The 9,066-nt window shown below is 56.8% G+C and carries 8 protein-coding genes; 4 read left to right on the top strand and 4 right to left on the bottom strand.

Annotated elements, in window-relative coordinates; genetic code table 11:
• Positions 1-214: 214 nt before the first annotated feature.
• Positions 215-1,561 (top strand): Fic family protein, encoded by a 1,347-nt coding sequence (locus PMI18_RS03655; protein WP_007906370.1) that lies wholly within the window; start codon positions 215-217, stop codon positions 1,559-1,561.
• A gap of 103 nt (positions 1,562-1,664) precedes the next feature.
• Here PMI18_RS03655 and PMI18_RS03660 read toward each other — a convergent pair whose 3' ends face one another.
• From PMI18_RS03660 to plsB, 4 genes are all read right to left on the bottom strand, one after another.
• Complete coding sequence (locus tag PMI18_RS03660) at positions 1,665-2,354, bottom strand: DUF4197 domain-containing protein (protein ID WP_007906369.1); 690 nt, start codon at positions 2,352-2,354, stop codon at positions 1,665-1,667.
• A gap of 53 nt (positions 2,355-2,407) precedes the next feature.
• Positions 2,408-2,806: a YbaY family lipoprotein gene (locus PMI18_RS03665; RefSeq protein ID WP_007906368.1), complete on the bottom strand. Its 399-nt coding sequence runs from the start codon at positions 2,804-2,806 to the stop codon at positions 2,408-2,410.
• 51 nt (positions 2,807-2,857) lie between these two features.
• Positions 2,858-3,544: a hypothetical protein gene (locus PMI18_RS03670; protein WP_007906367.1), complete on the bottom strand. Its 687-nt coding sequence runs from the start codon at positions 3,542-3,544 to the stop codon at positions 2,858-2,860.
• 97 nt (positions 3,545-3,641) lie between these two features.
• Entirely contained in the window at positions 3,642-6,140 is a 2,499-nt protein-coding gene (plsB, locus tag PMI18_RS03675; protein ID WP_007906366.1) for a glycerol-3-phosphate 1-O-acyltransferase PlsB, read from the bottom strand.
• A 252-nt stretch (positions 6,141-6,392) separates the two neighbouring features.
• On the opposite strand from plsB, the gene PMI18_RS31140 reads away from it, so the two are divergent.
• The 3 genes from PMI18_RS31140 to PMI18_RS0129845 form a co-directional block, all read left to right on the top strand.
• Complete coding sequence (locus PMI18_RS31140; RefSeq protein ID WP_007906365.1) at positions 6,393-8,099, top strand: MSCRAMM family protein; 1,707 nt, start codon at positions 6,393-6,395, stop codon at positions 8,097-8,099.
• A 209-nt stretch (positions 8,100-8,308) separates the two neighbouring features.
• Positions 8,309-8,518, top strand: a complete 210-nt coding sequence (locus tag PMI18_RS03680) for a cold-shock protein (protein ID WP_007906361.1) — start codon at positions 8,309-8,311, stop codon at positions 8,516-8,518.
• A 241-nt stretch (positions 8,519-8,759) separates the two neighbouring features.
• The coding region (locus PMI18_RS0129845) for a hypothetical protein (protein WP_007906359.1) at positions 8,760-9,066 on the top strand (307 nt) is incomplete at its 3' end.

Genomic DNA, 9,066 nt, shown 5'->3' with positions numbered 1-9,066 from the left:
ATCAAAAGCCAGATCAAAAGCTGCAGGCGAGCTAACGCTCGGCCTGTTGAGTGGTGAGGGGCGGGTGTACGCCGATGGCTTTTTGTAGGAGCGAGGCTTGCCCGCGAAGGCGGTCCAAGCTCCTACACATATTTCAGATCCGTCTGATATTGAGTCAACGTAGGTGCGCTGTTGTACTCAAGACTCAATTTCGTGAGTTTCTGAGCCACCGATAATGAAAAAACCGCCCATGCTGAAGGGCAGATCCGACCCGGTGTTCGATCTGTTGGGGCAGTCGCCCCACAAGGAACGCCTCTCGGACTATCTCGCACTGCTCAAGCCTTTGGACGATCAGGGGCGCTATCTTCCATTCGATGAGTTGCGCTACCGCTGGGCGCCGGGGCTGGATTCGAATCTGTGCTGGGCCTTGGTCAAGAAAGCCCGGACCGCGCAGTATTCCAGCCTTTTGCCATTGGGCGAGCCCACTCAATGGGGCCAATTTGTGCTGACTCCATTGGCACAGAAAGCTATTTCTGCCGTCGACCGGAAAGCCACAACGGCCGCGTTGGAGTACATGACGGGTCAGATCGGCGAGCGCGCGCATTTCAGCTATCTGCTCAACGATCTGATCGAAGATGAAGCCATCAGCAGCAGCCAGCTCGAAGGTGCGGCGACCACAACCCGAGTGGCCAAGGACATGCTCAAGCGCAAGCGCCTGCCGCGTACGCCGGATGAACGGATGGTCATCGGCAACTACAAGATGATGAACTTCGCCTGGGAAAAGCGTTATGAACCCTTGAACGTCGGGCTGATCATGGCGATGCATCGTGTTGGCGTCGAAGGTATCGATGACCTGCAATATTCACCGGGTGCTTTCAGGGTCAACGATGACGTGGTGGTGCAGGACGGCGAGGGTAATACCGTTCATATGCCGCCCTCCGCGGCGGGGCTCGCGTCACGATTGCAGGTGTTGTCGAAGTGGATCAATCAGTCTCACGACGATCCCGATCGAGTGGATTACCTTCATCCATTGATCAAAGGTATCGCGCTGCATTTTGCGCTGGGTTATGAGCATCCCTTTCGCGATGGCAACGGTCGGGTCGCGCGGGCACTGTTTTACTGGTTCATGTTCAAGAATGACTTCTCGGCCTTTCGCTACATCGCGATCAGCCTGTTGCTGCGCAACGCGCCGGTAAAATACGGGCGCTCGTATCTGAATACCGAAGCCGATGATCTGGACCTGACCTATTTCATCGATTTCCAGTGTTCAGTCATCTTCCGGGCAGTCAGCGCCTTTACCGAGGCTTATCGAAAAAGCCTGGCCTACACCGAAAGCTTTGATCGATGGCTGCTGACGTCAGGTTTTTTCGATCAGCTCACCGAGAAACAGCGAGCCGTATACCAAGTGGCCAAGAGTGGAATGGCCAAGGAGTTCACGGCGGTCAATGTGAAGGAGAATCTGAACTGCTCTTACAACACCGCGTCGGCCACCCTGAACGGCTTGGTTGAGTTGAAGGTATTCGAGAAAAGGAAGATGGGGCGCGAGTGGGTGTTCTTCTTGCGGGCAGCGTCGGCGGTCTGATCCTTTGTTGAAGCGAGCCTGCTCGCGATAAGGCCGTGTCAGTCGGCAACTGTGGCTGACACACCGCAATCGCGAGCAGGCTCGCTTCCACAGGCGTTGAGGTTTAGAGCGTACCAAACACCTTCTTCGCCAGACTGGTCGCCGCCGCCGCAGGGTTCTGGCGAATGGTTTCTTCCTGCTTGCCAATCATCTCGAACAAACCGTTCAACGCCTGCTCGGTCACGTAACTTTCGATGTTGGCGCTTTTCGCATCCAGCACACCCAGGGTCGCCGCTTGTCCGGCGAACGAATTGTACTGCTGGGCCAAGCCGACCTGGTCGGTGGCTTGTTTGACGATCGGCAGGAACTTGATGCGGATCTGCTCGCGGCTGGTTTTGCTCAGGTACTGAGTCGCCGAGTCCTTGCCGCCGCTGAGGATCCCCTTGGCATCTTCCACGGTCATTTTCTTCACCGCATCCACCAGAATCGGCTGAGCCTGAGTCACGGCCGTTTCAGCCGCTTTGTTCATACTGGTTTCCAGTTGATCGACTTGATCGCCCATGCCGAACTGTTTCATTTTCTTGGCGACTTTACCCAGCTTGCCCGGCAGTTCGATCTTCACGTCCGGGTTGTTGCTGAAGCCGCCGGGTGTGCCGAGTTGTTTGACGGCCAGTTGCGCGCCTTGGGTCAGAGCGTCCTTGAGACCTCCGCTGGCGTCTTGTTGCGACAGGTCACTGAGAGACCCTGCCAGGGCGTTGGCGCAGATCATCAAGCCTGCGCACAGGCCGGCGAAGCGAAGGGTAGGGCGGAGCATGGCGGCTTCCTTATTTAGAAAAAAGGCTCAGAAAAAAGGTTCAGCAAATAGAATTAGCGGGCCGCGTCGACGCGGATCTTCAGGGGTTGCCGATCTTTGCCGTCCAGTTGCACAGTGTGATTTTCAGTGGTGATGAACATTAGCTCGCCATTGACTTCGATGCGCGCGCTGACCGAGTAGCGGTGGCCGGGTTTGACCTGCGCCGGATCGTAGCTCAAATGGAACGGCAACGGCACCTGGCCTTTGACCGGACCTTTCTGCTCGTCGAGCACTACCGCGGGTGCGTCGGCCAGGGACACATCTTGCAAGCTGACGCTCAAGGTTGCACTCGGTGGCAGGGCGATGCGTTGCAAGTAGAACACTTCGCCGTCGAGGCTGGCATTGGCGGTCGGTTGTGTCGACTGGCAGGCGCCGAGCAGGGTAGTCAGCAGGACGAGAGGGAGTTTTTTCATTGGGAGCCTCTATGACATAAGCGCCGGAAGAAGCCCGGCGCTCAAAGGAATTTAGCGGATTTTGCCAGGATCGTCCGTGAACAAACGTAATGGCCGGGTCAGCCACTGGTAAAACATCTGTAACCGACTTGAACGTGGCAAGTACGATGCCGGTGCAAGTTCGACCTGACTTGGAGACACGCTAATACGTTGGTGATAACGGTTTTCGATGCCGGTCAGTGCGTAACGTTTGCCGGGTAATACGCTATCCAGATCGTACTTCAGGTAAAACGAAGTGGCGGTTTGTTCATTGTGGCTGACGCGAACCAATTGAACTTCAGGTTGTTCGCTTTCATGCAGGCTGATAGTCACTGCCTGTTCTGTCGCGAAGGCCGCAGGCTCTTGAGCTTCGATATACAACATCCCGATCGGGCTCAAATGCAGGGTCTGGCGATGGGGCAGCCGATTCACGATAACGAAGTAATCCTGCTCCAGCAGTAACGCCTGTCGATTGTGGAACATCTGGATATTGATCTGATACTTCACGCCGATGTTGCTGTAGAGGTGTGGGAATGAAAAATCCCATTGGCCATCGGCAATTGAAGGGTGGTGCCAGTCCAGCACTTTTATCGGCGGCGTTGAGTTGGCAGTCTGTACGCTGATAACGGTTTCGCGCTCGCCATCATCGGCGGCGACAAAGTCCGGAGGTAGGCTGAAAGTTACAGTGATGTGCGGATTCGTATCATTTAAGAGGCTCATCGCGATGTCCTTATCGTGATCGGTTAAAGGAGCCTATTAATTCATGAATCAAGTAACCGGAAAACATCCGTGCGTTCCGGTTAGTTATCTGCAAGTTTCAGACTTCGGTAAGTGCACCGGTTTCTGCCGCATCTTCACTGCGATGCAGCGCCACCTGACGGATCGACAAGCGAATCTCCGCCGGCAATACCCGTTTGGCCGCACCTTCGGCCAGTTCGCCGAGCAGTTTGTGATAGCTCAGCTTGCCGGCTTCGTCGCGGCGCAGCACGTCGAGGTCCAGCATTGTCTGGATGAAGTGACGGAACAGGCTCTTGTCGAAGAACTCCGGGGCGTTCAGGCCGTGGAGAATCGACAGGCGCTGGGCCATGACCGTGCACAAATCTTCCAGTTCTTCGGCGCTGATGCTGTTCTGGCCGCTGTTGAGCAGCAAGGAAACGGTCATGTAGAAGCGCTGCAAGGTCTGGGCGATGCTTTTCGACAGTAGCGTCAGTAGTACGAAATGCCGTGAGCTCGGTGCCGGACGCAGGTACACGTCTTTTTCGAAACGCAGCAGGCCTTGCTCGACGAAAGCTTCGAGCCATTGATCGATAACGGCATCGAGTTCGTCCATCGACCAGCGAATGAACAGCTCCGATTGCAGGTACGGATACAGCGCGCGGGTGTAGCGCAGGATCTGCTCGCGGCTCATGCGCGAGGTGCTCTGGAAGAAACTCGCCAGCAACGACGGCAACGCGAAGATGTGCAGCACGTTGTTGCGGTAGTAGGTCATCAGGACGGCGTTTTGTTCGTCCAGGTACAGAATCTTGCCCAGCGCATCGCTTTGCTCGGACAGCAGGTCCATGTCCTTCACGTGCTCGATCAGCGCCCGTCCGTCACCTTCCGGCAGGGTGGTATGCGAGGAGTAGGGAACCTTGCGCAACAGCGCCAGATACAGATCGAGCACCCGCGCCATGGCGCGATCGTCCAGGGCCAGACGGCTGGTGGACAGTAACGCCAGGGCCACCAGATTTACCGGGTTGATCGCTGCCGCTTCATTCAAATGCTGTGCGACTTTCTCGCCGAGGCGGTTGGTGGTTTCGTTGAGCCAGGCCGGTTTGAACTGTGGCCCGAGCTCCTGTTGGCGCCAGTCTGGTTGTTCGCTGTCGAGGAACTCTGCCAGTTTGATCGGCTCACCGAAGTTGACCGCGACCTGACCGAAGCGCTGTTTGAGCGCGCCGATGACTTTGAAAATATCGAAGATCGATTCTTTCTTCTTGCTCGCGCCACGCAACTCGCCGAGGTAGGTGCGGCCTTCCAGCACGCGCTCATAGCCGATGTACACCGGCACGAAGACGATCGGCATGCGCGACGAACGCAGGAAGCTGCGCAGGGTGATCGCGAGCATCCCGGTTTTCGGTTGCAGCATGCGCCCGGTACGCGAACGGCCGCCCTCGACGAAGTACTCGACCGGGAAGCCTTTGGTGAACAGGGTGTGCAGGTATTCGTTGAATACCGAGGTGTAGAGCGGATTGCCCTTGAAGGTGCGGCGCATGAAGAACGCCCCGCCACGGCGTAGCAGGCTACCGATCACCGGCATGTTGAGGTTGATCCCGGCGGCAATGTGCGGCGGGGTCAGGCCGTTGCGGAACAGCAAATAGGAGAGCAGCAGGTAGTCGATGTGGCTGCGATGGCACGGCACGTAGATCACTTCGTGACCTTGGGCGACTTTCTGCACACCTTCGATGTGGTTGACCTTGATCCCGTCGTAGATCTTGTTCCAGAACCAGCTCAGCACCACTTCCAGAAAGCGGATCGCGGTGTAGGTGTAGTCCGAGGCGATCTCGTTGCCGTAGCGCAAGGCCTGGGCCTTGGCTTTTTCCGGGGAGATGTTCTCGCGCTCGGCTTCGTCGAGGATCGCCTGTTTGACCGAGGGCTGATTGAGCAGGCCTTTGACCAGGTTGCGGCGGTGGGAAATGTCCGGGCCGATGACGGCGGCTTTCAGGTTGCGAAAGTGTACCCGCAGGATCCGCTGGGCCATGCGCACAGTGCGCTCGTGGCCTTTGTTGTGATCGATCAGTTCACGCAGATGAATCGGCGCCGAGAACTGCACCCGGGTCTTGCGCCCCAGAATCATGATGCTCAGCAGTCGACGCAAACGCCCGGTGACGGCCCAGCTGTCGGCGAACAGCAGTTTCCACGGGCTCGATTCGCTGTCCGGCGACTGGCCCCAGAACACGCTGACCGGAATGATCTGCGCGTCTTCGGCGGCGTTCTGGCTCAGGGCGCTGACCAGACGGGTCAGGGTGGGTGGCGCACCGCGTTTGTCCTGACGGCCGAGCCAGTCGGGCTCCGGCGTCAGGTAAAAGAACGCTGCGGGCTCCACCAGCGCACCCACCGATACCGGTAACACCGGGCGGGGCAGGCCGGCCTTGCTGCATTCGGTATCGACCACGGCGAGGTCGGTCAGTGAAGGATTTTGCAGGACGTAGAACACCGGCCGGCTGCGGTCGAGGTCAAGGGTGAACGACGACTGATTGATCGTCTCCGAGCGAACCCAGAGGTACAGCAGTCGGCGCAGGGTGCCAAACACAAGACGGCGGAACGGGGAGCGGGTCATACGGCTTCTGCGTGAGTGGAAAAAACCGAGCGTTTGCTCGGGCGGCAGATAGTGTGCCGTATTCGCCGAAAATCGGCAAAAAAGCGGCTAAATGGCTCACATCATTTTGCGTGGCCAGTCGGGATTCAAAGGGCTGTGGTTATTTATACCTATCAATTGTGTCAGTAGACGCCAGCGATTTCAGCGCCCTACATTCGCCTTCAACGCCGAGCTTGAATGCAGCGAGTCGCAGTCCTGTGAAGGAGAATGGGTGTGAAATGTATATGGATACTTTTGTTGTCAATTGCTCTGGCTGGCTTTGCCAGTGCTCCCCATACCGTGTACGCGTTGGCGCTCACAGTCCCGGTGATCGAGACCCCGGCGAAAAACAGTTCGAGCTTTCGACTTGTGTGGCTATCGGGCATCGGGGTTCCGGGAGCGACAGTACGTGTGGTCAGAAGCGATACCGCCAATCCAGTGCTGGGGAGTGCGACGGTAGGTGCCAATGGTCGTTGGGCATTTCGTAGCGTTGTCGAGCTGCCCCTTGGGCCTTATTCGATCGTCAGTCAACAGACGCTCAACGGTAATACTTCAGCCTGGGGGTTGAACGTGCCGATTAATGTGACAGACATACCGCCCCCATCAGTGATAGACAGCCCGGTGCAAAACAGTAAGGTCTATCGCTTTCCGTGGTTGTCCGGTAGCGGCATACCGGGGGCGACCGTGCGGGTGGTGAGGAGCCAGACTGCCAGTCCGGTTTTAGCCACTACGGTGGTAGACAGCAAAGGTCGCTGGGAGGTTCGCAGCGTAGTGGAACTGCCCCTCGGACCTTATTCGATCGTCAGTCAACAGACCGTGAAAGGGAAAGCGTCGGGCTGGGGGAGGGATATCCCCGTTAATGTGGTCGACACACTCGATCCTCCAGAGATTTCGATTCCGGCGCCGAATAGTTTGAGCGAGCCTCGGCCATTGCTTGCCGGTACCGGAATTCGGGGAGCAACGGTTCGTGTAGTGAGAAGCAACACCGCCAGTCCGGTGCTGGCGAGTACGACGGTGAATACCAATGGTCGCTGGGAGGTTCGCAGCGCAATAAACCTTCCCAACGGACTCTATTCGATTGTCAGTCAGCAAACTCTTGACGGCAAAACGTCGGGCTGGGGGAGAAATATTCCCTTTACTGTGACGGATGGGAAGAGTGCCGGGCAACAGACAGCCTATGAACTTAATCAACTGTATTCAGCGACCACCACTACCTGCCCAGGCAATAAAGCAGCATTTGATTGCAGTGGCGTACTGATTCGTACAGTAGACGATTCCACGGCATTTCATGCTTGGAATCCAAGCCCCTCGGCGGTCAGTCTGGGGGGCGTTTCGTTCAGCTATATGAAAATCGGCATCGGTATGAACAACTTGCAGGGCAGTCGTACTCAGGGCTTGATTCTGGAACCCGGTCAGTCCTTTACTGCCAACGGTGGTTATCCGCTGCAGGTGCTGTGTGCCTTTCCCTACGATGGTGAGTCACTTCGCCGAAACGCCAGCGGCTGTGGCGGCAGCTCCGATTTTCCGCAAAACAGCGGACCCTGTGCCGCGCAAAACCTCAAGACACTGGCTGCTTGGCGTGCGCATTTCCAACAGTATAAAAACGCCCCGGACCGATATCGTCATCAGTGTGGTTTTGGTGCCGATCAGGCTGGGTTTGCCCTGAGCCTTGCTGCCAGAGAAAACCCAGATGCAGAAAATCAGGCCTGGCGTCAGAACGAGATCGTGATCAAGACATGGCCACAAAACACATCCAACCTCCCGATCAAGGCGTTCTTTTACTTCAGCAGCGCAAGCCGTGCGGTGGGCGTGGAAGGGGCGAAGAACATTCAGCGTGACTTTCTGAAAACCACGGGCCGACGCATCCCGGTGGTTCGAATCACGCCAAACGTGACGACAGGAAATATCTTCAGTTATTTTCCGGAGGATCAAGGAATCTGAACGTATGCTCTTCGTGTGAAAAATGTTCAGGGCTCGTCGAAAATCGGCAAAAAAGCAGCGAAGTAAACTTGAGTTGAGAGTTTTGGCGTCTGTCATATACTCGGCGGTCTGTCGCCGGGGCCCTTTTATGGACGTCGGGGGCAGGCTGACGTTCCTCAAAGGCTTTCCTGCGAAAAGCCCGTTCAATAATAAAAAAGGAGTATGAACAGATGGCAACACGTGAAACCGGCAGCGTGAAGTGGTTCAACGACGCCAAAGGCTACGGCTTCATTCAGCGCGAGGACGGGGTGGACGTATTCGTGCACTACCGCGCGATTCGCGGCGAAGGGCATCGGTCGCTGACTGAAGGCCAGCAGGTCGAGTATGGGGTGGTGACGGGGGAGAAGGGTTTACAGGCTGAGGATGTTGTAGGCTTGTAAACTTCAAGATCAAAAGATCGCAGCCTTCGGCAGCTCCTACAGGGCTTTGTGTACACCTGTAGGAGCTGCCGAAGGCTGCGATCTTTTTTGCGAGCGAGTAAAACCTGAAAGCATGCTGTATGGATTGCCACCTGTCAGTTCTGACAGTAGACGGTTTTTACCCTCCAAGCCTACCCTCGCGGAACACGGTCCCTGGAATCAGAGTTTTCAGGGCTTTGCTCCGTTCGAGAGGAAAGCGGTCATGTGGAAGAGGATTTCGATTTTGCTGGTCTTGGGTGTTGCTGGATGCTCGGTGCAACCCACCTTCACAGACATCCCACCCGCACCCTCCATCCGAGCAATGACAGCCCTGTCATCACCGCAACAGGACGATCTCCAGAGTATTTCCGCTGCGCAGCCGCCGGTATTCAAGGTGGTCGAAGCGCCAGCCGGCGAGTTGAACGCCGATACCCTAGGCACCGAGGCCAACGTGCAGGTCAGTTACCCGAACCTGGCGCCAAGGGACACCGTCGGCGTGCGCCTGACCGGCGTGGCACTGCGTGATGCGC

The sequence above is a fragment of the Pseudomonas sp. GM102 genome (assembly GCF_000282555.1).
Classification (GTDB): domain Bacteria; phylum Pseudomonadota; class Gammaproteobacteria; order Pseudomonadales; family Pseudomonadaceae; genus Aquipseudomonas.
Note: the sequence above shows the minus strand (reverse complement) of the source record. Positions and strands in the feature narration are given on the sequence as shown.